A 21,625-nucleotide genomic window follows, 5' to 3' on the forward strand; every position below is an offset into this window, starting at 1 on the left:
CGCCGCCGCTCCGATTCGGCGCCCGGTGCAGGTCAGCGACGCCTGGTGCGGATGGTGTTGACTGACCGGGTGAAAAGACGTCACCTGATCGGCGCGGCTGCCGGTGGGGCGCTGAGCGCGACGGCACTGGGCGGCTGCGGGCTCTTCTCCGATGATCCAGAGCCCGCTCCGGCGCCGGACGCCCTGCAGCCCGTGCTCGACGAGGCCCTGGCCCTGGCGGCGGCTTACGACCGGGCCGTGCTGGCCCAGCCCGGCCTCGCCAAGAGGCTGACTCCGCTCGCCGCCGACCACCGCACGCACGCGGCCGAGCTGTCCCGCGTCATCGGCCGGGCGGTCCCGTCGGGAGCGCCCGCGTCCAGCGCGCCGAGCGGCGACGCGGCCGACTCGGTGGCGGCGTTGCGCAAGGCGGAGCAGGCCGCGCAGAAGACCGCGGCCGCGGCCTGCCGCACGGCCCCGGCCGACCGGGCCGGGCTGGCCGGCTCGATCGCCGCCGCCCGGGCCGCCCACGCGGAGGCCCTGCGATGAGCGCGTCGCACCCAGCGACGGCCGCCGCGGGGGGCACGGTCGCCGCGCGGGGAATGGCCGCCGCGCAGGGAATGGCCGCCGCGCAGAAAGCGATCGCCGCGCAGGGAATGGCCGCCGCGCAGAAAGCGATCGCCGCGCAGGGAATGGCCGCCGCACAGAAAGCGATCGCCGCGCAGGGAGCGATCGCCTCGCAGGGAGCGATCGCCGCGGAGGGAATGGTCGCCGCGGAGGGAATGGTCGCCGCGGAGGCGGCTGTCGCTGCGAAGGGGCCGGCATGAGCGCCCAACTGGCGGCCGCGCTGGCCGCGGAGGAGGCGGCGATCTACGCGTACGGGGTCCTCGGGGTGAAGCTGACCGGTGAGGGCGACCGCGCCGAGGCCCGCGCCGCCGAGGCGATCCACCGCGGTCGCCGGGACGTGCTGGTCAGCCGGTTGTCGGCGTTGCAGGCGAGCACCGCCCCGGCGCCGGCGGGCTACGACCTGCCGTTCGACGTCACCGACCGGGCCAGTGCGCTGAAGCTGGCCATCCAGGTCGAGGACGGCGTCGCGCAGGCCTGGCGGGCGGTGTTGCCGGTGACCACCGGGGCCGATCGGGCCACCGGGCTGAACGCGCTGGTCGACGCGGCGGTCCGGGCGACCCGCTGGCGCCGGCTGGGCGAGGTGACCCCGGTGACGATGGCCTGGCCCGGGCGCGCCTGAGGACTTTCCCGCCGCGGGTCCATGCCCGACAATGACGCAGTGTCGCTGGACGAGTACGACCTGGCCAATCCGCGCTGGCACCTGGCCACCCGGCTCCGTGACGTGATCCTGCGGCGCTGGTCGGCCGAGGTGCGGGCGATCGGTGTGCACGGTTCCCTGGCGCACGGCGACGACACCGACAGCAGCGATCTCAACCTGCACGTGGTCACGTACCGTCCGAACGCCGGACCCCGCGCCGCCCTGCGCCGGGTCGACGGCATCCTGGTCGATCTCAGTGTCGGCACCGCCGACGACGGGTTGCGCCGGGCCCGGGAGCTGACCCCGCGCTGGCCGCTGGAGGCCGACCGCTACCTGAGCACCCGGGATCTCTTCGATCCCGGCGGCTGGTTCGCCGGCCAGCGCGACGCCCATCTGGGCAAGCTCGCCGAGACCCGGCCGGGCGAGTTCAGCGGGCTGGCCCGGCGCAACTGGTGTGTGGCCTCGGCCGCGCACGCCCGCGCGGTCCGGCTGGCCGAGTGGTACGAGACCGACGCCGCCCTGGTCCTGCTGGCCGAGGCGAGGCTGCACGCCGCGATGGTCACCGGCCTGCTCAGCCGCACCTACTTCCGCAACCGGGCCGACGCGGTGAAGCGCACCGGCCTGGCCGGAGCGGACATGACCGAGCTGGCCTCGGTGCTGAAGACGCAGGCCGACGACCTCACCGCCCGGGGCCGCCCGGTCGACGGCCCGCTGAGCGCCCTCTTCGAGTGACGCCGGTCAGGCGACGCCGACGCCGATCAGCGTGCCGATGAGGTAGGTCGCGCCGGCCGCCGCCGCGCCGAGCAGGAGCTGCCAGAGGCCGCTGCGCCACCACGGGCGGGCGGTGAAGCGGGCGATGACCGCGCCGGCCACGAACAGCCCGGCACCGCCGACGACGAGCGCCGCGAGCAGGCTGTCGAAGCCCAGCAGATAGGTCAGCAGCGGCACGACCGCCCCGATCGCGAAGCACACGAACGAGGACACCGCCGCCGTCCACGGGCTGGGCAGCTCGTCCGGGACGACGCCGAGCTCCTCCTGGGCGTGCACCCGCAGCGCCTGCTCCGGATGGGCCTTGAGCACGTCGGCCACCTGACGCGCGAGCGGGACGGGCAGGCCGCGCGCGGACCACATGGCGACCAGCTCGTCGGCCTCCCCCTCGGGGTTGAGCCGCAGCTCGCGCAGCTCCTTGGCCAGCTCGGCGGCGACCTGGTCGTTCTGGGTGCGGACGCTGGTGAACTCGCCCAGACCCATGGAGATGGCCCCGGCGACCAGGCCGGCCACCCCGGTGAGAATCAGGGTGTGCCGGCTGACCCCGCCCCCGCCGACCCCGGCGATCAGGGCGATGTTGGTGACCAGGCCGTCCATCGCGCCGAAGGTGGCCGCGCGCAGCCAGCCGCCCGAGACGTCCGCGTGGTGCTCGGGGAGCGTCACGGCAGCGTCAGGATCTCGTACCCGTCCTCGGTCACCACCAGCGTGTGCTCGAACTGGGCGGTCCACCTGCGGTCCTTGGTCACGACCGTCCAGCCGTCGTCCCACATCTCGTACTCGTGGGTGCCCAGGGTGATCATCGGCTCGATGGTGAAGGTCATGCCGGGCTCCATCACCGTGTCGAGCCGCGGGTTGTCGTAGTGCGGGATGTAGAGCCCGCTGTGGAACGTCTCGCCGATGCCGTGGCCGGTGAAGTCGCGCACCACGCCGTAGCCGAAGCGGCGGGCGTACGCCTCGATCACCCGGCCGATCGCGTTGATCGGCCGGCCCGGGGCGACGGCGCGGATGCCGCGCATCATCGCCTCGTGGGTGCGCTCGACCAGCAACCGGGCCTCGTCGCTGACCTCGCCGACGCAGAACGTCGCGTCGGTGTCACCGTGCACACCGTCGAGGTACGCGGTCACGTCGACGTTGACGATGTCACCGTCGGCCAGCACGGTCGTGTCCGGGATGCCGTGGCAGATGACCTCGTTGAGGGAGGTGCAGCAGGACTTCGGGAAGCCCTTGTAGCCCAGCGTCGACGGGTACGCCCCGTTGTCGATCAGGAACTCGTGCACCACCCGGTCGATCTCGTCGGTGCTGACGCCCGGCTTGCAGTGCTCGCCGGCGAGCTGGGTGGCCTGCGCGGCGATCCGCCCGGCGACCCGCATCTTGTCGATGGTCTCGGGAGTCTGCACGTGCGACCCGCGCCACTCTTTCGGGCGCTTCTTGCCGACGTATTCAGGACGGGTGATCTGCGGCGGCACCGCCCGCCAGGGGGAGAGCTTTCCCGGAACGAGAGGGGCACGAACGCTCATCGACCCAGCTTATCGCCGCGCCCGACGCGCACCCCGCGGGACCGTGACGGTAGATGACAGCTCGGTTGACCCTTACCGGCCCATTGTTGCCGCTCCCGGGCGCCTGTGTAATCGTGTCAGCGTGGATCAAGACGGCGCCGGGACGGACTTCTCGGCCAGTTCCTCGGTGGCGGGCGACCGCGCCACCGTGGTGGTACGCGGCGAGGTGGACATGTCCACCGCCGACGCGATGTACCGGGCAGCCACCGGTGACGGTGTCCGTAGCGCGACCCTGGACCTGCGGGCCGTGACGTTCTTCGACTCGGCCGCCATCCACGCGCTGATCCGGCTCGCGGAGCGCTTCCCGGAAGGCTTCGAGGTGATCCCGTCGGCCCCGGTGCGCCGGGTCCTCGACATCTCCGGCCTGAGCAGCCAGCCCTGGCTGGTCCAGGGCGAGCCCGGCTGAGCCCCGGCGGCCGCCTGGCCGCTCAGGACGGGCTCAGCGCCCGCCGCAACGTCACCGCGGTGCCGGAGCCGGTCCTGGCCACCGACAGCTCCGACAGCGCACCGATCAGCGCCAGGCCGCGCCCGCGGAAGCCGGCGTCACCGGCCGGCCGCCAGTTCCCGGTGTCGCGGACGGTCGCCAGCACCGACCCCTCGTCCACCGACACCTCGACGGTGATCACCGGCTCGGCCGGCTCGACGGGATGTTCGATCGCGTTCGCGGCGGCCTCGGAGATCGCCACGGTCAGGTCGAAGACGTCGTTGTCCGGCACGGCGTGGGCCGTCAGGAAGTCCTCGAGCCGCCGGCGCAGCACACTCAGCCGGGTCGGGTCGGCGGGCAGCCGCAGCTCGAACTTGCGCGGCTCGGTGGCCTCCAGCGCGAGCAGCGCGATGTCGTCGCGGCGGGTCTGCCGGGCCGCCTTGGTCAGCAGCCGGTCCAGCAGGTCCTCGACGTGCTCGGCCGGCTCGGCGAGCTCCGCGCTGACCTCGGCCAGGCCGCGGTCGATGCCCACCCGGCGGTCCTCGACCAGGCCGTCGGTGTAGAGCAGCAGCCGGTGACCGGACTCGAGGGCCGCGGTCAGCGTCGGGTACGTCACGTCCTTGAGCGCACCGATCGGCGGCCCGAGCGCGCTGGAGTAGAGCAGGTCGCCCTTCTCCCCCGGCGCGGCGAGCATCGGGGACGGGTGCCCGGCCGACGAGTAGTGCAGCTCCCGGTTGCGGGTGTCGAAGCGGACACAGACCACGGTGGCGAACTGGCGCCGGCCCAGGTTGTCGACCAGCCGGTTCAGCCGGGTCAGCGCCTCACCGCAGTCGAAGCCCTCCAGGATGTACGCCCGCAACGCGTTGCGCAGCTGCCCCATCCCCGCCGCGGCCTGCACCCCCTTGCCGACCACGTCCCCGATGACCAGGAAGAGCTGATTGTCCGGGGCGAGGATGACGTCGTACCAGTCGCCGCCGACCTCGGCCTCGGTGCTGCCCGGCAGGTAGCGGCTCGCCACGATGGCGCCGGGCACCCGGGGCAGTGACTGCGGCAGCAGGCTGTGCTGCAGCGTGCTGGCGATGCGGTGCTCGGCCTCGTAGAGGCGGGCGTTGCCCAGCCGCAGTCCGACCAGGCGGGCCAGCTGGGTGAGCAGCACCGGCTCGGGTGGACCGTCCGGTCCGGACCAGACGCTCAGCTCGCCGAGGGGCACGCCGGAGGTGTCCGGCAACGGCAGCACGACATCCGGGGCAGCCGAGCCGCCGGCGCCGCCGTCCACCTCGGCCCGGGCGCCCGGGGCGGTCAGCACGACCCGGCCGGCCGACGTCATCGCCTGGACGTGCCGGGCGGCGACGGCGAGCACCTCGGCGGTGGTGCTGACCGCGTTGACCGCCGCGGCCGCGTCGACCAGGCCCCGCAGCCGGCTGATGATCTGCCGGCGGGTCTGGCCGAGCTCCAGGTTGGACCGGACCCGGGCGGTCAGGTCGCGTACCGAGAACGGCTTGACCAGGTAGTCGTCGGCCCCTGCGGCCAGGCCCTCGACCGAGGCCTCCTCACCGGCGCGGGCGGAGAGGACCACGATCGGCACGTCCCGGGTGCGCTCGTCCGCGCGCAGCGCCCGGATCAGGCCGAAGCCGTCCATCCGGGGCATCATCATGTCGGTCAGGACGAGGTCGAACTGCTCGGTGCGGGCCAGCTCCAGGGCCTCCAGGCCGTCCGACACGCTGGTGACGTCGAAGGACGGCCGCAGCAGCCGGGACACGTGGTCGCGCAGGTCGGCGTTGTCGTCGGCGAGCAGCACCCGGCCTCGCCGGCCGTCCTGCACCTCGCCCGGCGCGACCGGGGCCGGCGCGGTGTCGCCCATCCACCAGTGCGCTTCCTCGACGTAGAGCCGGGACTGCTCCTCGGGCAGGTCGGCCGGCCTCTCGTCGATGATCCGGTCGGCGGGCAGGTGCGCCGTGCCGAGCGGGACGGTCACCGAGAACGTGCTGCCCACGCCGGGCTCGCTGCGCGCGGTCGCCGTGCCGCCGTGCAGCTCGGCCAGCTCACGGACCAGGGCCAGGCCGATGCCGGTGCCCTCATGGCTGCGCGCCCAGGCGCCGGTGACCCGGTGAAAGCGGTCGAAGAGCAGCGTCTGCTCCTGCTCGGACACGCCGACGCCGGTGTCGGTCACCTCCAGCACCGCGGCCCGGTCGCGTTCCCGGATCCGCACGATGATCCCGCCGGTGGGCGTGTACTTCACCGCGTTGGAGAGCAGGTTGAAGACGATCTTCTCCCACATCTCGCGGTCCACGTGGACGGGCGCCGGCAGCGGCGGGCACTGGATGTCGAGCCGCAGCCCGGCCCGCTCGGCCGCCGAGCGGAAGGTGCTGGCGAGCCGGGCGGTGTAGTCGGCCAGATCGGTCGGCCGGTAGGCGGCGCGCAGCCGGCCGGACTCCAGCCGGGAGAAGTCCAGCACCGTGTTGACCAGTTTCAGCAACCGCAGGCCGTTGCGCTGCATCGGCGCGAGCCGCTCGCGCAGGTCGTCGCCAAGCCCGTCGTCGCCGAGCAGCTCCTCCAGCGGACCGAGGATCAAGGTCAACGGGGTACGGAACTCGTGGCTCACGTTCGAGAAGAAGTTGGTCTTGGCGGTGTCGAGCGCGGCCAGCTCGGCCGCCCGGCGCCGTTCCTGCTGGTAGGCCCGCACGTTGGCCACCGCCCGGGAGATCTGGGCCGTGGCGAGCTCGAGGAAGTCGCGGTAGCCGCGGTCCAGCGCCAGGAACCGGCTGACCCCCACCACCAGCGCCCCGGCACTGCTGGTGCCGGCACCGATGGGCAGCACCAGGGCCCGGTCGGCGGCCGACGAGGGCGGCGGATGGGCCACGTCCGTCGCGGCGATGGTCTGCTCGTGGTCGGACCGCATGACGGCCGCGACGACCTCGCGGACCCCCGGATCGAGCGGCCGGCAGGCGGTCGGCTCGAGCCCGCACACCCCGGCCACGGCCGGCTCGCCGCCGCCGGCCGGGTCGTCCAGGTAGAGGACGGCGAACGGCACGTCGGCGGCGTTCTCGCCGAGGACCTGCGCGACCTGGGTGCCGAGCACGGCCTGGTCCGGCGAGTCGGCCAGCCGGGAGCCGAGGGCGCTGAGGGTACGGACGCGACGGTCGGCCAGCACCCGCCGGGTGGTGTCGCTGACGATGCAGAAGACCCCGCCGACGGCCCCGTCGGCCGAGCGGATCGGGTCGTACGAGATGTCGAAGTAGGTCTCCTCGAGGAAGCCGAACCGCTCGATCATGAACAGGTAGTCGGCGGCCCAGAACGACTCGTCCCGTTCCTTCACCCCGGTGAAGAGCTCCTGGAGCACCGCCCAGGTCTCGGGCCACATCTCCCGGCCCGGCCGGCCCAGATGCCCGGGGTGCTTGCTGCCCATCGTCGGGATGTACGCGTCGTTGTAGAGCGCGCAGTGGTCGGCACCCCAGAAGATCACCATCTGGGCCTTGGAGGCGAGCATCGTGGCGACGACGTCGGCCAGCTCCGTGGGCCAGCCGGCCGGTGCGCCGAGCGGGGTGGCCGCCCAGTCGAGCTCGAGCATCCGCCGGCCCATCTCACCACCGCGCTCGAACGCCGTCCGCAACCGCTGCGGCAGAGCCTCGTCCGCGCTGGCCCCCATGCGTCCTCCCGCGGATGTCTTCGGCTGACTGGGCTGCACCGTAACACCGACGGCGACCGCTTTCAGCCGTGGCCAGGGCCTACCCTTGCCCGCGTGACGTCGGCTGCCCTGCATCGCGCGTTGACCGAATCGACCCTGCGGCCGCTGCCCGGTCCGGCCGCTGAGCTGCTGCGGGCGCTGGACGCGCCGCCGCGGCTCGGTGCGCATCTGCGGGCCGTGCACGACGTCGCCTGGTCGCTGACCGACGTGCTCGGGCGACGCCGGCCGGATCTCGAGTTCGACACCACCGCGGTGCTCTTCGGCGCGGCGACCCACGACATCGGCAAGGTGGTGCACGTGGCCGAGCTCTCCGCGCCCGGCCGCCGGCACGAGGAGGCCGGCCGGGACCTGCTGTTGCGCTACGGCGTGCCCGCGCACCTGGCCCGTTTCGCCGGCAATCACGGCAGCTGGGACGCGCCCGGGATGACGCTGGACGACCTGCTGGTCAGCCTGGCGGACAAGGTGTGGAAGGGCGCCCGGGTCACCGGGCTGGAGGATCGGGTGGTCGCTCACCTGGGCGGTGCGCCCTGGGAGGCGTTCCTGGTGCTGGACGACCTGCTGCAGGGCCTGGCCGCCGGGGCGGACGAGCGCCTGGCGTTCCAGGCGGCGCATCCGGTCGCGGTCTGAGCCTCAGGCGGCCAGTGCCGTCCGGCCCAGCCCGGAAGCGCTCGCCGCGGCCGCCACCAGCGCGGCGAAGACCCGCAGGTCACCGGTGCGCTCGGGGTGCCACTGCACGCCCAGCGCGAACGACCGGTCGGGATCCTCGACGATCTCGATGACCCGGTCGTCGGGGCACCGGCCGACCACCGTGAAGCTGCCCGGGTCGTCGATCGCCTGGTGGTGGAACGAGTTGACGGTGAGCCGGGCGCCGAGCAGTGAGCGCGCCGCCGAGCCGGAGCTGAGCACCACGTCGTGCCGGCCGAACGCCGACGAGTCCACCGCCAGCGGATCAGTGCCCGCCGCGGCCCGGTGCCGGTCGTGGCCGACCAGGTCGGGCAGGTGCTGGTGCAGGGAACCGCCGGTGGCCACGGCCATCACCTGCAGGCCCCGGCAGACGCCGAGCACGGGCAGGTCGGCGTCGAGGGCGGCCCGCATGAGGAGCAGCTCGGAGGCGTCGCGGACCGGGTCGGAGTCGGTGGCCGGGTGCGGCTCGGCACCCCAGTTGGCCGGGTCGATGTCGCCGCCACCGGCGAAGACGATGCCGTCGAGCGACTCCAGCACGTCGGTGCCGGGGTCGTCGGGAGTGATCAGGACCGCCCGTCCCCCGGTGGCGTGGACCGCTCGGACGTAGGACATCGGCAGCATGCCGACGACCTGTTCGTTGCTGCCGTACTGGACCTGTTCCGCGTACGCGGTCAGTCCGATCAAGGGCCTGCGCATGGGGTGCGATCCTCCGTCCGTAGAACCTGCGTATCGGCGGGTGCGCGGGATGTCTTAGGCCGCCGCCGCCGCGACCAGGGCCCCGAACAGCCGTTTGTCCCTGGTCACCTCGGGGTGCCACTGCACGCCCAGCACAAACCTGTGCGCCGGGTCCTCCACCGCCTCGACGGTCCCGTCCTCGGCCCGGCCGGTGACCGACAGCGTGCCCGGGTCGTCGACGCCCTGGTGGTGGAAGCAGTGCACCCGGGTGTCGTCGCCCATCAGCCCGGCGATCCGGCTGCCGGGGGTGAAGCCGGCCTCGTGCTCGCCGTAGACGCCGGGGGCCGGGCGGTGCCGGTCGTGCCCGAGCACCTCGGGCAGGTGCTGGTGCAGGGTGCCGCCGGCGGCGACGGTGAGCAGCTGCATGCCCCGGCAGACCCCGAGCACCGGCAGGTCCCGGGTGAGGGCCGCGCGGGCGAGCAGCATCTCGGCGGCGTCGCGCTCGGGCCGGGTGACCGTCTGCGGGGCGGCCTCGGCGCCGTACAGCTCCGGGCCGAGGTCGGCGCCGCCGCTGAGCACCAGCCCGTCCAGGATGCGCAGCACGTCGGTGTCGAGCTCGTCGGGCGGCAGCAGCACCGCCCGGCCCCCGGCCCCGGTGACCGCGGCGACGTAGTCGTGCGGCACCAGCGTGGTGGGCAGGTTGTGCCAGACACCCCAGGTGGCGGGCTCCACATAGGTGGTGATGCCGATGACGGGTCGCATCTTGACCACGGTATCCACGTCCTGTTCGGATGACGTCGACCGAGTGGGTGATCCGCTCGCCGTACCGGACGAGCGCCGCGAGATTAGTGAGCGGCGCCGACTCCGTGAGTCGGCGCCGCGCCCGGGCCCTTCGAACCACCCGTGCAGCGATCGCAGCGTGCGCGGGCGGAGATTCGACCCCTGCGTCCGGCGTGAACTGGACGTACTTGTCTTCTCTCCGCTGCCCGGCGGTGCTAAACCGCTACAGCGGAGTTACGTACGCACCGGTGATGCCACCGTCGACGACGAACTGGGACGCGGTCATGAACGACGCGTCGTCGCTGGCCAGGAACGCGACCGCGGCGGCGATCTCGGCCGGCTCGGCGAAGCGGCCCATCGGGACGTGCACCAGCCGGCGCGCGGCCCGCTCCGGATCTTTCGCGAAAAGGTCCATGAGCAGCGGCGTCGCGACCGGTCCGGGACACAGGGCGTTGATCCGGATGCCCTCGCGGGCGAACTGCACGCCCAGCTCGCGGGTCATCGCCAGCACCCCGCCCTTGCTCGCGGTGTACGCGATCTGCGAGGTCGCCGCGCCCAGCAGCGCCACGAACGACGCGGTGTTGATGATCGACCCCTTGCCCTGGCGCTGCATGTGCGGGATCGCGTACTTGCAGCAGAAGAACACGCTGGTGGTGTTCACCCGCAGCACCCGCTCCCACGCGTCCAGGCCGGTGACCAGGATCGAGTCGTCGTCGGGCGGTGAGATCCCGGCGTTGTTGAACGCGATGTCGACCCGGCCGTACCGTTCGGCCACCCCGTCGAACAGCGCCTTGACCGCCTCCTCGTCGGTGACGTCACAAGCGACGAACTCGCCGCCCACCTCGTCGGCGGCGGCCTTGCCGGCGTCCGTCGAGATGTCGACGCAGACGACCTTGGCCCCCTCGGCCGCGAACCGCCGGGCGGTGGCCAGCCCGATACCGCTGCCGGCCCCGGTGATGACGGCGACCCGATCCTGCAAACGCTCCACAGCTGACCTCTCAGGCTTCCGTCGAGATGAACACGTTCTTGACGTCGGTGAACGACAGCAGCGCGTCGGGACCGAGCTCCCGGCCCAGGCCGGACTGCTTCATCCCGCCGAACGGCGTCCAGTAGCGCACCGACGAGTGCGAGTTGACGCTCAGGTTGCCGGTCTCGACCCCGCGCGAGACCCGCAGCGCCCGGCCCAGGTCGCGGGTCCAGATCGAACCGGAGAGGCCGTACTCGGTGTCGTTGGCCAGCCGGACCGCTTCCTCCTCGTCGCGGAAGGGCAGCACCGACAGCACCGGCCCGAAGACCTCCTCGCGCCAGTGCGGGTCGCCGGTGGAGTGGGCGAGCAGCACGGTCGGCGGGAACCACCAGCCGGCTCCGGCGGGTGCCTCTCCGGCGAACGCGACGTCGGCGTCCGCGGTGTACGACGCCACCTTGTCCCGGTGCCCGGCGGAGATCAGCGGGCCCATCTCGGCGGTCTCCAGGGCCGGGTCCTGGACCCGGAACGCCTTGACCGCCGGTTCCAGCAGGGCCAGGAACCGGTCGTACACCGACTCCTGGACCAGCAGCCGGGACCGGGAGCAGCAGTCCTGGCCGGCGTTGTCGAAGACCCCGCCGGGGGCCGCCGCGGCGGCGCGTTCCAGGTCGGCGTCGGCGAAGACGATGTTGGCGCTCTTGCCGCCGAGCTCGAGGGTCACCCGTTTCACCTGGTCGGCGCAGCCCGCCATGATCGACTTCCCGACCCCGGTGGAGCCGGTGAAGCAGACCTTGCGGACCGCCGGATGGGTGACGAAGCGCTGCCCGACCACACTGCCCCGGCCCGGCAGCACGGTGAACACCCCCTCCGGCAGACCGGCCGCCAGCGCGAGCTCACCGAGCCGGATGGCGGTCAGCGGGGTCAGCTCGGCCGGCTTGAGCACAACCGTGTTGCCGGCCGCCAGCGCCGGGGCGAAACCCCAGCCGGCGATCGGCATCGGGAAGTTCCACGGCACGATGATGCCGACCACGCCGAGCGGCTCGTGGAACGTCACGTCGAGCCCGCCGGCCACCGGGATCTGCCGGCCGGACAGGCGCTCCGGCGCTCCCGCGTAGTAGTTGAGGACGTCCCGGACGTTGCCGGCCTCCCAGCGGGCGTTGCCGATCGTGTGCCCGGCGTTGCCGACCTCCAGCGCCGCCAGCTCCTCGAGGTGGTCGTCGACGAGCGCGGCGAAGCGCCGCAGCAGCCGCGCCCGGTCCCCGGGCGCCACCTGACGCCAAGATCCGAAAGCCTGGTGGGCCCGCTCGATCGCGGCGTCGGTCTCGGCCGGACCGAGCGACGGTACGGAGGTGAGCACAGCCCCCGTAGCCGGGTTGATCACATCTGTCACAGGCGCTCGAATCCCCTACGAAGTTCCCAGTCGGTGACGGCGGCATCGAACGCCGCCAGCTCAATCTTGCCCATGTTGGCGTAGTGCGCGACCACCTCGGGCCCGAATGCGGTCTGCGCCACCGGACTGAGCTCCCACAGGTCCACCGCCTCGCGCAGGTGCGTGGGCACCCGGGGCGCGGTGGCGTCCTCGTAGGCGTTGCCCCGGAACTCGTCCTCCAGCTCGAGCTCGTTCTCCAGCCCGTGCAGCGCGCCCGCGATCAGCGCCGCGATGGCCAGGTACGGGTTCACGTCCCCGCCGGGCACCCGGTTCTCCACGCGCATGCCCTGCCCGTGTCCCGCCATCCGCAGCGAGCAGGTGCGGTTGTCGACACCCCAGCGCAGGGCGGTCGGCGCGAACGAGCCGGGCTGGTAGCGCTTGTAGGAGTTGATGTTCGGCGCGAAGAGCAGGCTGAACTCACGCATGGTGGCGAGCAGGCCGGCCAGTACCCGCTGCCCGGTCACGCTCAGATGGGCCGGGCCGTCGCCGAGCATCGCCGACCGGCCGTCCTCGCCGCGCAGCGAGAAGTGGATGTGGCAGGAGTTGCCCTCACGCTCGTTCGGCTTGGCCATGAAGGTCAGCGCCAGGCCCTCCTGGGCGGCGATCTCCTTGGCCCCGTTCTTGTAGATCACATGGTTGTCGGCGCAGGTCAGCGCGTCGGCGTAGCGGAACGCGATCTCGTGCTGGCCGAGGTTGCACTCGCCCTTGGCGCTCTCCGGGATCAGGCCGGCGCCGTACATCTCGTTGCGGATGCGGCGCAGCAGCGGTTCGACCCGGGCGGTGCCGAGCAGCGAATAATCCACGTTGTACTGGTTCGCCGGGGTCAGGTCGCGGTAGCCCTTGCTGAACGCCTGCTCGTAGGTGTCCTTGTAGAGCACGAACTCCAGCTCGGTGCCGGCGAACGCGGTCAGGCCGTGCCCGGCGAGCCGGTCGAGCTGGCGGCGCAGGATCTGCCGGGGCGAGGCATAGACCGGCCCGCCCTCGGTGGTCTCCAGGTCGGCGAGGACCATGGCCGTGCCGGGCAGCCACGGTACGGGCCGCAGCGTGCTGAAGTCGGGACGCATGACGAAGTCGCCGTAGCCGCTGTTCCACGACGACATCTCGTAGCCGTCGACGGTGTTCATGTCGACGTCGACCGCGAGCAGATAGTTGCAGCCCTCGCTCGCCCCGGAGGCGACCTCGTCCATGAAGAACCGGCCGTGCAGCCGTTTGCCCTGGAGCCGTCCCTGCATGTCAGTCAGCGCGAGCAGGACGGTGTCGATGCTGCCGTTCGCGACGGCGACGTCGAGGTCTTCGAGGTCCATCCGGTTCCCTTCGAAGGGTGTGGGGGCCGGGCGGCTGCCCGGCCCCGCCTCTAGCAGATCACTCCCCGGCCGGCATGGTCTGCTCTCCGTGCGCGGCCTTCTCGATCAGGTTCTGCTTCGGGCCCGTGAACCACTTGCGGGCACTGGCGAACCACCACACGGTTGCCCCGCCGAGGACGACGACAACCGCGACGATCGTGTAGTTGAAGTTCGCCGCGCTGATCGGACCGGCCACCGGCAGGATGAACAGCACGCAGATGACCACGACCCAGACGATGGCGATCCAACCGACGACCGCGCTCCACCGGCCGAGGTGCCACGGCCCGTTGCGGAAGTCCGGGTTGCGCCGGCGCAACAGCACCGGGCCGACGTAGGCGATGTAGAGCCCGATGACGGCGATCGAGGTCGCGGCCGCGTACGCGGTGGTGTTCCACAGCGACGGCAGCACCAGCAGGGTGGACAGGGTGACGCAGAGCCAGATGGAGTTGGTCGGCGTACCGGTGCGGGGATTGACCTTCTTCCACAGCCGGGAACCGGGCAGCGCGCCGTCCCGGGCGAACGCATACGACATCCGGGAGTTGGCCGTCACCGACGCCATGCCGCAGAACCACTGGGCGATCATGCAGATGAACAGCAGGAACGTGCCCAGGTTGTGCCCGGCCGCGTCGATGAAGATCTGCGCGGGTGGCAGCCCGAGCTCGGTGGTGCGCTGCGCGTCGTAGTCCTGGATCGACCAGGTGATGGCGGTCAGCAGCAGGAAACCGGCGATCACCGAGACCACGACCGAGAGCACGATGCCGCGCGGCGCGGCCCGGGCGGCGTCATGGGTCTCCTCGGCCACGTGCGCCGAGGCGTCATAACCGGTGTACGTGTACTGCGCCATCAGCAGACCGATCAGCACGGCGTATATCGCGGCACCCTGGAACGTGAAGCCCGTCTCGTTCCTGACCTCGAAGAACACCTCGGAGATCGGCTTGTGCTGGTCCGGCACGACGGCGAGGACCACCACGATCACCGCGACGCCGACCAGGTGCCACCAGGCGCTGACGTCGGAGAGCAGCCGGACCAGGCTGACCCCGAAGGTGTTGAGCAGACCGTGCGCGACGATCAGGACCAGGAAGATCAGGAACGTGCGGCCCTTGGTGACCTCCATGTCGAAGGTCAGGCTGAGGAAGGCCGACGTGGTGATGGCCGCGCCGAAGTCGATCGCCGCGGTGACGGCCACCTCGCCGAGGAAGTTGAACCAGCCGATGAACCAGGCCCACGCGGCCTTGTTGCGTTTGGCGAGCGCGGCGGCCCACCAGTAGAGGGCACCGGCGGTGGGATAGGCCGAGCAGACCTCGGCCATCGCCAGCGCCACGAAGGTGACCATGACGCCGACGAAGACCCAGCCGAGCGTGATGGCCAGCGGGCCACCGGCGTTCATGGCGATCCCGTACGAGGTGATCGCGCCGGCCAGAATGGAGATGATCGAGAAGGAGACCGCGAAGTTCGAGAAGCCGGACAGTCGGCGGTGCAGTTCCTGCTGGTAGCCGAGCTGGGCGAGGCGTTCTTCGTCGGTGCTGGGAGGCTCAACGCTCATAACGACTCCCTGGATCCGAGGGGCAGATGTGACCTGGGCCACCGCTGTTCGGTGATGATCTCCCCCCGGTGTTACGCCCGTCAATGAACGGCGTTAATTGCGTTGCCGGGCGCCGGAAGCAACCCGCACACTCGTAGACATGTCAGGGCAACTTCCCTGACGGCGCCACGCGGCGCGCGAGCCCTCGGCAGGCTTCGCGAAGACCCGGGGCAGCCTCCGGCTCCCCACAGCGGCGGCGCGGGACGCGGTCACCTCTCTCTCGACACAGCATCGCGCTGTGCCACGCGCCCGTCCCGCGTCGCCGCCCCTTTCGCCCGAAAAATCTACAGCGGCGAGACTAGAAATATGCTTGTGACCGGCCTAACATCACAGGAGTCGGCCACGCACAGCCGGCACGCAACTGGCAATGACTCTGAGTTGGTAAGGAGGACGAGATACCGCAGCAACGCGAACTCGCTAAGTCCCCGACCCGACAAGAGGTGATCGCAGCCGATGCCCATCACTCAGGCCATCCGCTAGCGGCACGCAAGCAGATGGGCCTCGCCGACGACGGTCGGCCACAGAATTGAACAGCCAAGGCCCCGGTAACCCGCCGGGGCCTTGGACTGTGTCCGGACCCGCCCACTCCAGGCCAGCACGGAAGGCACCGTGAGCACCGCCTTCGACGACGCCGACTTCCCGGCGTACACCATGGGCCGGGCCGCCGACATGATCGGCGTGACACCGGCCTTCCTGCGCAGCCTGGGCACCGCCGGCCTGATCGAGCCGGAACGCTCGCTGGGCGGCCACCGCCGCTACTCGCGGCACCAGTTGCAGCTCGCGGTCCGGGTCCGGCAGCTGCTGGACGAGGGCATGTTGCTCAGCGCGGCCTGCCGGATCGTGACGCTGGAGGACCGGCTCACGGCGGCGCACCGGCGCATCGTCGAGCTGGGCGGCACGCTGACCGCCGAGGACGACGCGGACCTGCCCACGCCGACCCGCCCGGACATCGCGACCACGCACTACTACGGCTCACCGCGTGGCGATCGCTCCCCCTCCGCACCGTGAACGGCGGCCAGGCTGGCCTCCCAGAGCTCCCGCGCCCGGGCCGGATCGACGGAACGCCCGGTGGCGCCGAACGGCCGACGCCACGCGAAGTAGCCGCCCGGCACCGCGGCGGCCGGATCGTCGGCCAGCCACAGCAGCGTGTCCGCGCCCTGCTCCGGGCTGCGGAAGACCAGCTTGCCGAGCGAGAAGAGCGGACTCTGCCGGCCGAAGCGGCTGCGGATCAGGCCGGGGAAGAAACAGGTCGGCACGATCCCGTACGGGCCCCAGCGGCGAGCTGCCTCGATCGTGAAGAGCAGGTTGGCCTGTTTGCTGGCGCCGTACGCGGTCCACCGGCTGAGCTGACGCCGCCCGGGACGCCGCACGTCCAGCGTGCCCCACGCCTCGGCCGCGGAGCCGGTCGTGACGATCCGCGCGGGCGCCGCCGCCCGCAGCCGGTCCAGCAGCAGGTGGGCGAGCAGGAAGCCGCCGAAGTGGTTGATCTGGACGCACGGGTCGAACCCGTCGGCGGTCAGCCGCCGGGCCGGCGCGAGCTGCCCGGCGTTGTTGACCAGCACGTCGACCCGTTCGTGGGCCGCTGCCAGCGCGGCACCGGCCGCCCGCACCTCGGCCAGCACCGCGAAGTCGGCCCGGTACGCCGCCGGCGTGCGCCCGCCGGCCTCCCGCACCACCTCGACCGCGCGCCGCAGCCGGGTGGGATCGCGGCCGAGAAGCACCACCTCGTCGCCACCGCGGGCGAACGCGGCCGCCGCGGCCAGGCCGATGCCGGAGCTACCGCCGGTGACCACGATCGTGCGCCGCTCTCCCACACCCACCATTGGATCAGGCCGGGCGCGCGGCCGGGCTACGGTGGAGATCATGGTTGCGCTCGGGTACCGCCACGACCGGGTCGCTGCCCTGGCCGGCGTGGCAGTCCTGGCCGGCGCGCTCACCATGCTCGCCGGGCTGGTCGCCGCGCCCGGCCCCTGGACCGAGGGCTACGTCAGCGAGGCGGGCACGACCGGCATGCCGCTGGCGATCGCGTACCGCTGCGGGCTCGTCGGGCTGGCCGTGGGGGTGGCGCTGCTGGGCCGGGTCCTGGGACGCGACTCACGGCCGGTGGCGACACTGCTCGGCCTCGCGGCGCTGCTGGCCGGCACGTCGGGCGTGGTGCCGTGCACCAGCGGCTGCCCGCTCCCGCCGTACGAGCCGACGACCGTGGCCGACGTCAGCCACACCGCGGCCAGTGTCATCGGCATGGTGCTGCTGGCCGGGGCCATGGCGCTGGTGGCCCTGTCGGCACCCTTCGGGCCGGTGCTGCGCCGCCTGTCCACCATCGCTGTCGCGATCATCGTGCCGCTCGGGGCCGTCCTCGGGCTGACCATGTTGCTGTCCGGGCGCGGGCCGGTGAGCGCCACTCTCGAACGGGCCGCGCTGGTGGTGGCGGTGAGCTGGCTGGTCGGCACGTCGATCGTGGCTGCGGCGGTCCGCCGTACCCGCCCGGAGACCAGACCCGGTAGCCGTGCGATCGTCGGTCAATGACGTCCCCGACCGTCGACGACGGGCCGCGGCCCGGACCGACTCCCCGCCAGCGCCGCATCGACCTCGGCATCGCCCTGGCCCTGGCCACGGTCGCGGTGCTCAACGTCTTCCTGGCCCGCAGTGTCGGCCTGTTCGCCTCCAGCTCGGCACCCTCGGTGACCGAGCAGCTCGGCTGGTCGCTGGTGGTGACGCTGCCGCTGATCTGGCGACGCAGCCATCCCGACGTCGTCGCGGTGCTGGTCGCGATCTTCTTCATCGCGGCTCAGATCCGCGGTTCGCAGGAGCAGCAGCTGGCCTCCGGGGCCCTCTTCGCCGCGATCTACACCCTCGGCGCCTGGGGCCGCAACCGGCGCCGGAGCCGCCGGCTGCGCCTGGTGATCATCGCCGCGATGTTCAGCTGGCTGGCCGTCGCCTGGTTCCTGGCCCACGACGAGGTCTTCGCGGACGGACCGCCCGGCGCCTCCGGCGAGCTGCCGCCGTTGCTGGCGGCCCTGCTCAACAGCGCCATCATCAACGTGGCGTTCTTCGGCTTCGCGTACGCCCTGGGCGAGGCGGCCCGGCGGCAGTGGCAGCTCGAACGGCGGACGACCGAGCTGCGGACGGCGCAGGCGGTGGCCGGTGAGCGGGCGGTCATCGGCGAGCGGGTCCGGATCGCCCGCGAGCTGCACGACGTGGTCGCCCACCACGTGTCGGTGATGGGCATCCAGGCCTCGGCCTGCCGCCGGATGCTGGACAAGGATCCCGAGCGGGCCCGGACCGCCCTGACCGCTGTCGAGGACAGCGCCCGGACCGCCGTGGACGAGCTGCGGCGCATGCTGGGCGCGCTGCGCGACACCGGCGGCGCCGGCGAGCAGCCGCCGGCCGAGGCCACCCTGGAACGGGTCGACGAGCTGGTGGCCCGCGCCCGGGAGGCGGGCCTCACCGCGACCTGCAACGTGTACGGCGACCCGGTGCCGCTGCCCGGTTCCGTGTCACAGGCGGCGTACCGGATCATCCAGGAGGCCGTGACGAACACCCTGAAGCACGCCCACGCGTCCACCCTGGACATCCGGATCCGGTATCTGGCCGGCGAGCTGGAGGTCGACGTGGCCGACGACGGCCGCGGCGCCGTCCGCGCGCCGGCCGGCGGGCTCGGCCTGATCGGCATGCGGGAACGCGTCGCGGTGCACGACGGCGTGCTGGAGAACGGACCGCGCTCCGGCGGCGGTTACCGCGTCCGCGCGCGGCTGCCCCTGTCCCGGGCCCTGACCACCGCCGGGGAGCAGCGATGATCCGGGTGCTGCTGGCCGACGACCACCAGCTGGTGCGGACCGGTTTCCGGGCCATCCTGGAGAGCGAGGACGACATCGAGGTGGTCGGGGAGGCCGCCGACGGCAACCAGGCGGTCGCCCTGGCCGGCCGGCTGCGACCCGACGTGATCCTGATGGACGTCGAGATGCCCGGCATGGACGGGCTGGAGGCCACCCGGCGGGTCACCGCCCACGACGGCCCGTCGGTGCTGATCCTCACCACGTTCGACCGCGACGACTACCTGTTCGCCGCCCTCCAGGCCGGGGCCAGCGGCTTCCTGCTCAAGAACGGCACCCCGGAGGCGCTGACCGAGGCGATCCGGGTGCTGGCGGCCGGGGATGCGTTGCTGGCGCCCGCGATCACCCGGCGGGTCATCGAGACCTTCGCCAACCCGGCCCTGCGGCAGCCCGGCGCCGGGACCCGGCTGGCCGAGCTGACCCCGCGTGAGCACGAGGTGCTGGTGCTGATGGCCGGTGGGGCCACCAACGCCGAGATCGCCGGGCGGCTGCGGTTGGGCGAGACCACCGTCAAGACGCACGTGAGCCGGGTGCTCATGAAGATCGGGGCGCGGGACCGGACGCAGGCGGTCGTGCTCGCGTACGAGCTGGGCGTGGTCCGGCCGGGGTCCTCCTAGCGGAGGACCCCGGTGATCATCCTCGGGCCGGACTCGCGGACGCCGTCCGCCGCCTAGCGTGGTGACCATGACCAACGTGCTGAAAGTCGAGGCCGTCAGTCGCAGCTTCGGGGACCGGCGGGTGCTCGAGGACGTCTCGTTCACTGTGGAGGCCGGGCGGATGACCGGCTTCGTCGGCGCGAACGGCGCCGGCAAGACCACGACGATGCGGATCATGCTCGGCGTGCTCGCGGCGGACGCCGGCGAGGTGACCTGGCAGGGCGTCCCGCTCACCCGGGAGCTGCGGCACCGCTTCGGCTACATGCCGGAGGAACGTGGCCTCTATCCGAAGATGACCATCAGTGACCAGATCGTCTACCTGGGCCGGCTGCACGGGCTGAGCGCCGAGGCGGCCCGCCGCAACACCGTCGCCCTGCTGGAGCGCCTCGGGCTGAGCGACCGCGCCGGCGAGCAGGTGGAGAAGCTGTCGCTCGGCAACCAGCAGCGGGTGCAGATCGCCGCCGCGCTGGTGCACGACCCCGAGGTGCTGGTGCTGGACGAGCCGTTCTCCGGGCTCGACCCGCTGGCCGTCGACGTGGTCGTCGGCGTGCTGCGTGAGCGGGCGGCCGCGGGCGCCCCGGTGCTCTTCTCCAGCCACCAGCTCGACGTGGTCGAGCGGCTCTGCGACGACCTGGTGATCATCGCGGGCGGCCGGATCCGGGCCTCGGGCAGCCGGGCCGAGCTGCGGGCCGGCTATGCGCTCCCCCGCTTCGCCGTCGAGGTCGACACCGACGCCGGCTGGCTGCGCGACCACCCGGGAGTGACGCTGATCGACCTGGACGGCGCCCGCGCGGTCTTCGATCTCGCCCCCGGCGCCGACGACCAGGAGGTGCTGCGGGCCGCGCTGGGCCGGGGCCCGGTCCGGTCCTTCGGTCCCGTCACGCCGTCGCTCGCCGAGATCTTCCGAGAGGTGAACCAGTGACCACCCTTGCCGCCGCCCGGCTCGTCGCCGCCCGCGAGATCCGGGTCAAGCTCCGGGACAAGACCTTCCTGATCAGTACGGCCTTCTTCCTGCTGATCGCCATCGCCAGCACCGTGCTGCCGGGGCTGCTCGACGGCGGACCGGCCGAGGTCGCCACGACCGACCGTACGGTGGCCACGGCGCTGCAACGGGCCGGCCTGGAGGTGCGGACGGTCACCACCGACGCCGAGGCGGAACGGCTCGTGCGCGACGGCGACGTGGAGGCGGCCGTGGTCGCCGGCCCGACCGTGCTCGCCCTGGAAGAAGCCCCGAGCGAGGTGGTCGAGGCGCTCAGCACCGCGCCGCCGGTGCGGTTGCTCGACCCGGACGCCACCGACCCGTTCCTGGCCTTCGTCGTGCCGTTCGCCCTGGCCTTCCTGTTCTTCATGACCTCGTTCACCTTCGGCTTGCAGATCGCGATGAGCGTGACCGAGGAGAAGCAGACCCGGATCGTCGAGATCCTCGTGGCCAGCGTGCCGGTACGGGCGCTGCTGGCCGGCAAGGTGGCGGCGATGACGTTGCTGGCGTTCGGGCAGATCGCCCTGATCGCGGTGGTCGCGCTGGTCGGGATGCAGGTCGCCGGGGTGGACGCGGACGTGACCGCCCTGGTCGGGCCGACGATCGCCTGGTTCCTGCCGTTCTTCCTGATCGGCTTCGTCATGCTGGCCACCCTGTGGGCCGGGGTGGGCGCCCTGGCGGCGCGGCAGGAGGACATCAACGGCGCCTCGGCACCCTTGCAGCTCGCGGTCATGGGCCCGTTCTTCGCGGTGCTGTTCCTCCGGGAGAACGCCGCGGCGATGACGGCCCTGTCCTACATCCCGTTCTCCGCGCCGATCGCGATGCCGGTGCGCCTGTTCACCGGGGACGCGGCGGGCTGGGAGCCGGTGGTGTCCCTGCTCGTGCTGGCGGTCTCCACGGTGGTGTTCCTCGCCGTCGGCGCCCGCGTCTACGAGGGTTCGCTGCTGCGCACCAACGGGCGGACGTCCTTCGCGACCGCCTGGCGCAGTCGCTCCACCGTCGGCTGACGCCTCGTCTCGTGCGCCGG

General features: G+C 72.4%; 22 protein-coding genes. 12 read left to right on the top strand and 10 right to left on the bottom strand.

Going from position 1 to position 21,625, the window contains the following annotated elements; all coding sequences use genetic code 11:
* Nucleotides 1–51: 51 nt before the first annotated feature.
* The 4 genes from AB0C12_RS19650 to AB0C12_RS19665 are packed head-to-tail and all read left to right on the top strand — an operon-like array spanning nt 52 to nt 1,972.
* The gene (locus tag AB0C12_RS19650; protein WP_360549814.1) at nt 52–525 is read left to right on the top strand and encodes a hypothetical protein; all 474 of its coding nucleotides are present in this window, start codon (nt 52–54) and stop codon (nt 523–525) included.
* Nucleotides 522–803: a hypothetical protein gene (locus tag AB0C12_RS19655; protein WP_360549816.1), complete on the top strand. Its 282-nt coding sequence runs from the start codon at nt 522–524 to the stop codon at nt 801–803. Before AB0C12_RS19650 ends, AB0C12_RS19655 begins: the two co-directional genes overlap by 4 nt.
* Nucleotides 800–1,222 (top strand): ferritin-like domain-containing protein, encoded by a 423-nt coding sequence (locus AB0C12_RS19660; protein WP_360549818.1) that lies wholly within the window; start codon nt 800–802, stop codon nt 1,220–1,222. Before AB0C12_RS19655 ends, AB0C12_RS19660 begins: the two co-directional genes overlap by 4 nt.
* A gap of 39 nt (nt 1,223–1,261) precedes the next feature.
* Nucleotides 1,262–1,972 carry a nucleotidyltransferase domain-containing protein gene (locus AB0C12_RS19665; protein WP_360549820.1) on the top strand — a complete coding sequence of 237 codons (711 nt, stop codon included), beginning with the start codon at nt 1,262–1,264 and terminating at the stop codon, nt 1,970–1,972.
* 6 nt (nt 1,973–1,978) lie between these two features.
* Here the strand turns inward: AB0C12_RS19665 and AB0C12_RS19670 are convergent, their stop codons facing one another.
* Both AB0C12_RS19670 and map read right to left on the bottom strand, forming a co-directional pair.
* Nucleotides 1,979–2,671, bottom strand: coding sequence for a VIT1/CCC1 transporter family protein (locus AB0C12_RS19670; protein ID WP_360549822.1), 693 nt, complete (start codon nt 2,669–2,671; stop codon nt 1,979–1,981).
* The gene (map, locus tag AB0C12_RS19675) at nt 2,668–3,525 is read right to left on the bottom strand and encodes a type I methionyl aminopeptidase (protein WP_360549824.1); all 858 of its coding nucleotides are present in this window, start codon (nt 3,523–3,525) and stop codon (nt 2,668–2,670) included. The genes AB0C12_RS19670 and map overlap by 4 nt, the downstream gene beginning before the upstream one ends.
* Before the next feature lie 121 nt (nt 3,526–3,646).
* Here map and AB0C12_RS19680 point away from each other — a divergent pair, with 121 nt between their 5' ends.
* On the top strand, nt 3,647–3,970 hold the full coding sequence (locus tag AB0C12_RS19680; RefSeq protein ID WP_360549826.1) for an STAS domain-containing protein: 324 nt from the start codon (nt 3,647–3,649) through the stop codon (nt 3,968–3,970).
* A gap of 22 nt (nt 3,971–3,992) precedes the next feature.
* On the opposite strand, the gene AB0C12_RS19685 is transcribed toward AB0C12_RS19680, so the two are convergent.
* Nucleotides 3,993–7,634, bottom strand: coding sequence for a SpoIIE family protein phosphatase (locus AB0C12_RS19685; protein ID WP_360549828.1), 3,642 nt, complete (start codon nt 7,632–7,634; stop codon nt 3,993–3,995).
* A gap of 93 nt (nt 7,635–7,727) precedes the next feature.
* On the opposite strand from AB0C12_RS19685, the gene AB0C12_RS19690 reads away from it, so the two are divergent.
* Nucleotides 7,728–8,300 (top strand): HD domain-containing protein, encoded by a 573-nt coding sequence (locus tag AB0C12_RS19690; protein WP_360549830.1) that lies wholly within the window; start codon nt 7,728–7,730, stop codon nt 8,298–8,300.
* A 3-nt stretch (nt 8,301–8,303) separates the two neighbouring features.
* Here AB0C12_RS19690 and AB0C12_RS19695 read toward each other — a convergent pair whose 3' ends face one another.
* The 6 genes from AB0C12_RS19695 to AB0C12_RS19720 form a co-directional block, all read right to left on the bottom strand.
* Nucleotides 8,304–9,053, bottom strand: coding sequence for a gamma-glutamyl-gamma-aminobutyrate hydrolase family protein (locus AB0C12_RS19695; RefSeq protein WP_360549832.1), 750 nt, complete (start codon nt 9,051–9,053; stop codon nt 8,304–8,306).
* Between the two features lie 54 nt (nt 9,054–9,107).
* Nucleotides 9,108–9,794 (bottom strand): gamma-glutamyl-gamma-aminobutyrate hydrolase family protein, encoded by a 687-nt coding sequence (locus tag AB0C12_RS19700; protein WP_360549834.1) that lies wholly within the window; start codon nt 9,792–9,794, stop codon nt 9,108–9,110.
* Nucleotides 9,795–10,035: 241 nt separating this feature from the next.
* Nucleotides 10,036–10,800 (bottom strand): 3-oxoacyl-ACP reductase, encoded by a 765-nt coding sequence (locus AB0C12_RS19705; RefSeq protein ID WP_360549836.1) that lies wholly within the window; start codon nt 10,798–10,800, stop codon nt 10,036–10,038.
* 10 nt (nt 10,801–10,810) lie between these two features.
* Complete coding sequence (locus AB0C12_RS19710) at nt 10,811–12,166, bottom strand: aldehyde dehydrogenase family protein (RefSeq protein ID WP_360549838.1); 1,356 nt, start codon at nt 12,164–12,166, stop codon at nt 10,811–10,813.
* Nucleotides 12,163–13,509 carry a glutamine synthetase family protein gene (locus AB0C12_RS19715; RefSeq protein ID WP_360549840.1) on the bottom strand — a complete coding sequence of 449 codons (1,347 nt, stop codon included), beginning with the start codon at nt 13,507–13,509 and terminating at the stop codon, nt 12,163–12,165. Before AB0C12_RS19715 ends, AB0C12_RS19710 begins: the two co-directional genes overlap by 4 nt.
* A gap of 58 nt (nt 13,510–13,567) precedes the next feature.
* On the bottom strand, nt 13,568–15,091 hold the full coding sequence (locus tag AB0C12_RS19720) for an amino acid permease (protein ID WP_360549842.1): 1,524 nt from the start codon (nt 15,089–15,091) through the stop codon (nt 13,568–13,570).
* A 690-nt stretch (nt 15,092–15,781) separates the two neighbouring features.
* On the opposite strand from AB0C12_RS19720, the gene AB0C12_RS19725 reads away from it, so the two are divergent.
* Nucleotides 15,782–16,138, top strand: coding sequence for a MerR family transcriptional regulator (locus AB0C12_RS19725; RefSeq protein WP_360550551.1), 357 nt, complete (start codon nt 15,782–15,784; stop codon nt 16,136–16,138).
* On the opposite strand, the gene AB0C12_RS19730 is transcribed toward AB0C12_RS19725, so the two are convergent.
* Entirely contained in the window at nt 16,096–16,926 is an 831-nt protein-coding gene (locus tag AB0C12_RS19730; RefSeq protein ID WP_360550553.1) for an SDR family NAD(P)-dependent oxidoreductase, read from the bottom strand. The genes AB0C12_RS19725 and AB0C12_RS19730 overlap by 43 nt on opposite strands.
* A 67-nt stretch (nt 16,927–16,993) precedes the next feature.
* On the opposite strand from AB0C12_RS19730, the gene AB0C12_RS19735 reads away from it, so the two are divergent.
* From AB0C12_RS19735 to AB0C12_RS19755, 5 genes are all read left to right on the top strand, one after another.
* Entirely contained in the window at nt 16,994–17,656 is a 663-nt protein-coding gene (locus tag AB0C12_RS19735; protein ID WP_360549844.1) for a DUF998 domain-containing protein, read from the top strand.
* The gene (locus AB0C12_RS19740; RefSeq protein ID WP_360549846.1) at nt 17,653–18,927 is read left to right on the top strand and encodes a sensor histidine kinase; all 1,275 of its coding nucleotides are present in this window, start codon (nt 17,653–17,655) and stop codon (nt 18,925–18,927) included. Before AB0C12_RS19735 ends, AB0C12_RS19740 begins: the two co-directional genes overlap by 4 nt.
* The gene (locus AB0C12_RS19745) at nt 18,924–19,580 is read left to right on the top strand and encodes a response regulator transcription factor (protein ID WP_360549848.1); all 657 of its coding nucleotides are present in this window, start codon (nt 18,924–18,926) and stop codon (nt 19,578–19,580) included. Before AB0C12_RS19740 ends, AB0C12_RS19745 begins: the two co-directional genes overlap by 4 nt.
* 67 nt (nt 19,581–19,647) lie before the next feature.
* Nucleotides 19,648–20,541, top strand: coding sequence for an ATP-binding cassette domain-containing protein (locus AB0C12_RS19750; protein ID WP_360549850.1), 894 nt, complete (start codon nt 19,648–19,650; stop codon nt 20,539–20,541).
* Nucleotides 20,538–21,605 carry an ABC transporter permease gene (locus AB0C12_RS19755; RefSeq protein WP_360549852.1) on the top strand — a complete coding sequence of 356 codons (1,068 nt, stop codon included), beginning with the start codon at nt 20,538–20,540 and terminating at the stop codon, nt 21,603–21,605. Before AB0C12_RS19750 ends, AB0C12_RS19755 begins: the two co-directional genes overlap by 4 nt.
* The last annotated feature ends 20 nt before the right edge of the window (nt 21,606–21,625 follow it).

It is taken from the genome of Actinoplanes sp. NPDC048967, assembly GCF_040649415.1.
Taxonomy (GTDB): domain Bacteria; phylum Actinomycetota; class Actinomycetes; order Mycobacteriales; family Micromonosporaceae; genus Actinoplanes.

What these genes read in the sequence shown, in the direction of transcription:
- AB0C12_RS19650 (WP_360549814.1), top strand. Translation starts at nt 52, where the DNA reads ATGGTGTTGACTGACCGGGTGAAAAGACGTCACCTGATCGGCGCGGCT.
- AB0C12_RS19655 (WP_360549816.1), top strand. Translation starts at nt 522, where the DNA reads ATGAGCGCGTCGCACCCAGCGACGGCCGCCGCGGGGGGCACGGTCGCC.
- AB0C12_RS19660 (WP_360549818.1), top strand. Translation starts at nt 800, where the DNA reads ATGAGCGCCCAACTGGCGGCCGCGCTGGCCGCGGAGGAGGCGGCGATC.
- map (WP_360549824.1), bottom strand. Translation starts at nt 3,525, where the DNA reads ATGAGCGTTCGTGCCCCTCTCGTTCCGGGAAAGCTCTCCCCCTGGCGG.
- AB0C12_RS19685 (WP_360549828.1), bottom strand. Translation starts at nt 7,634, where the DNA reads ATGGGGGCCAGCGCGGACGAGGCTCTGCCGCAGCGGTTGCGGACGGCG.
- AB0C12_RS19695 (WP_360549832.1), bottom strand. Translation starts at nt 9,053, where the DNA reads ATGCGCAGGCCCTTGATCGGACTGACCGCGTACGCGGAACAGGTCCAG.
- AB0C12_RS19700 (WP_360549834.1), bottom strand. Translation starts at nt 9,794, where the DNA reads ATGCGACCCGTCATCGGCATCACCACCTATGTGGAGCCCGCCACCTGG.
- AB0C12_RS19715 (WP_360549840.1), bottom strand. Translation starts at nt 13,509, where the DNA reads ATGGACCTCGAAGACCTCGACGTCGCCGTCGCGAACGGCAGCATCGAC.
- AB0C12_RS19720 (WP_360549842.1), bottom strand. Translation starts at nt 15,091, where the DNA reads ATGAGCGTTGAGCCTCCCAGCACCGACGAAGAACGCCTCGCCCAGCTC.
- AB0C12_RS19725 (WP_360550551.1), top strand. Translation starts at nt 15,782, where the DNA reads ATGGGCCGGGCCGCCGACATGATCGGCGTGACACCGGCCTTCCTGCGC.
- AB0C12_RS19735 (WP_360549844.1), top strand. Translation starts at nt 16,994, where the DNA reads ATGGTTGCGCTCGGGTACCGCCACGACCGGGTCGCTGCCCTGGCCGGC.
- AB0C12_RS19740 (WP_360549846.1), top strand. Translation starts at nt 17,653, where the DNA reads ATGACGTCCCCGACCGTCGACGACGGGCCGCGGCCCGGACCGACTCCC.
- AB0C12_RS19745 (WP_360549848.1), top strand. Translation starts at nt 18,924, where the DNA reads ATGATCCGGGTGCTGCTGGCCGACGACCACCAGCTGGTGCGGACCGGT.
- AB0C12_RS19750 (WP_360549850.1), top strand. Translation starts at nt 19,648, where the DNA reads ATGACCAACGTGCTGAAAGTCGAGGCCGTCAGTCGCAGCTTCGGGGAC.